The following is a 650-nucleotide window of genomic DNA, read 5'->3' on the forward strand; positions in this document are numbered from 1 at the left end:
ATGCAGCGGTAGCGCTTGTTCAGGTATAGCTCGTCAATGCCCAGGATGCGGGGCGTCTCGAAGCGGTGCCAGCGCCCCAGGAACTCGGCGCGGGCGTTGAAGATGTCGCGCACCGTCTTCTCGTCCAGGCCGGTCTGTGCCGCCACAAAGGTGTAGGGGTGGTTGAAGGATTCCTTCTCCACGTACTCATGCAGCCGCAGTGTCATACGGAATCCGTCCACCATCTCCGGTAGCTGGGGCCTGAATGTTGTCTTGCAGGCCCGGCAGGTGTATCGGCGGCGGACCACCCAGAGAGTGACCCGCTTGCCGTGGATGGGCAGATCACGATAGGGAACGTCACGCTTGCCGAACCGTACGAACTCACCCTGCACGCCGCATTCCTCGCAGGCGATGGGATCGGGCACGTCCACCTGGAAGTGCATTTCGTCGTCGGTTGATTTGCAGCCCAGTACTTGGTATTGCGGCAGGTGAAGGATGTTGTCGGGAAGTTCGGTCATGGTGTTGTATAGGCGTAGGTGTCAGTCAGATCCATCCGGCTCGGCATTGGTGTTTGCTTTTTTACCCAACAAGCTGCTGGAAACGAAAAGTAAGGCACCGAGGACAATTGCAATATCAGCCAGGTTGAAGGCCGGCCAATGCCAGTCTCGCCA

General features: G+C 58.6%; 2 protein-coding genes. Both read right to left on the bottom strand.

What is annotated here, in order from left to right; genetic code table 11:
- The coding region (locus CXF87_RS12230; protein ID WP_198556090.1) for a transposase family protein at positions 1-497 on the bottom strand (497 nt) is incomplete at its 3' end.
- A 21-nt stretch (positions 498-518) separates the two neighbouring features.
- A partial coding sequence (locus tag CXF87_RS12235; protein WP_232774916.1) for a signal peptidase II occupies positions 519-650 on the bottom strand: 132 nt, incomplete at its 5' end.

Origin of the sequence: Halomonas sp. MES3-P3E, assembly GCF_002836035.1 — a bacterium.
Classification (GTDB): Bacteria; Pseudomonadota; Gammaproteobacteria; order Pseudomonadales; family Halomonadaceae; genus Vreelandella; species Vreelandella arctica.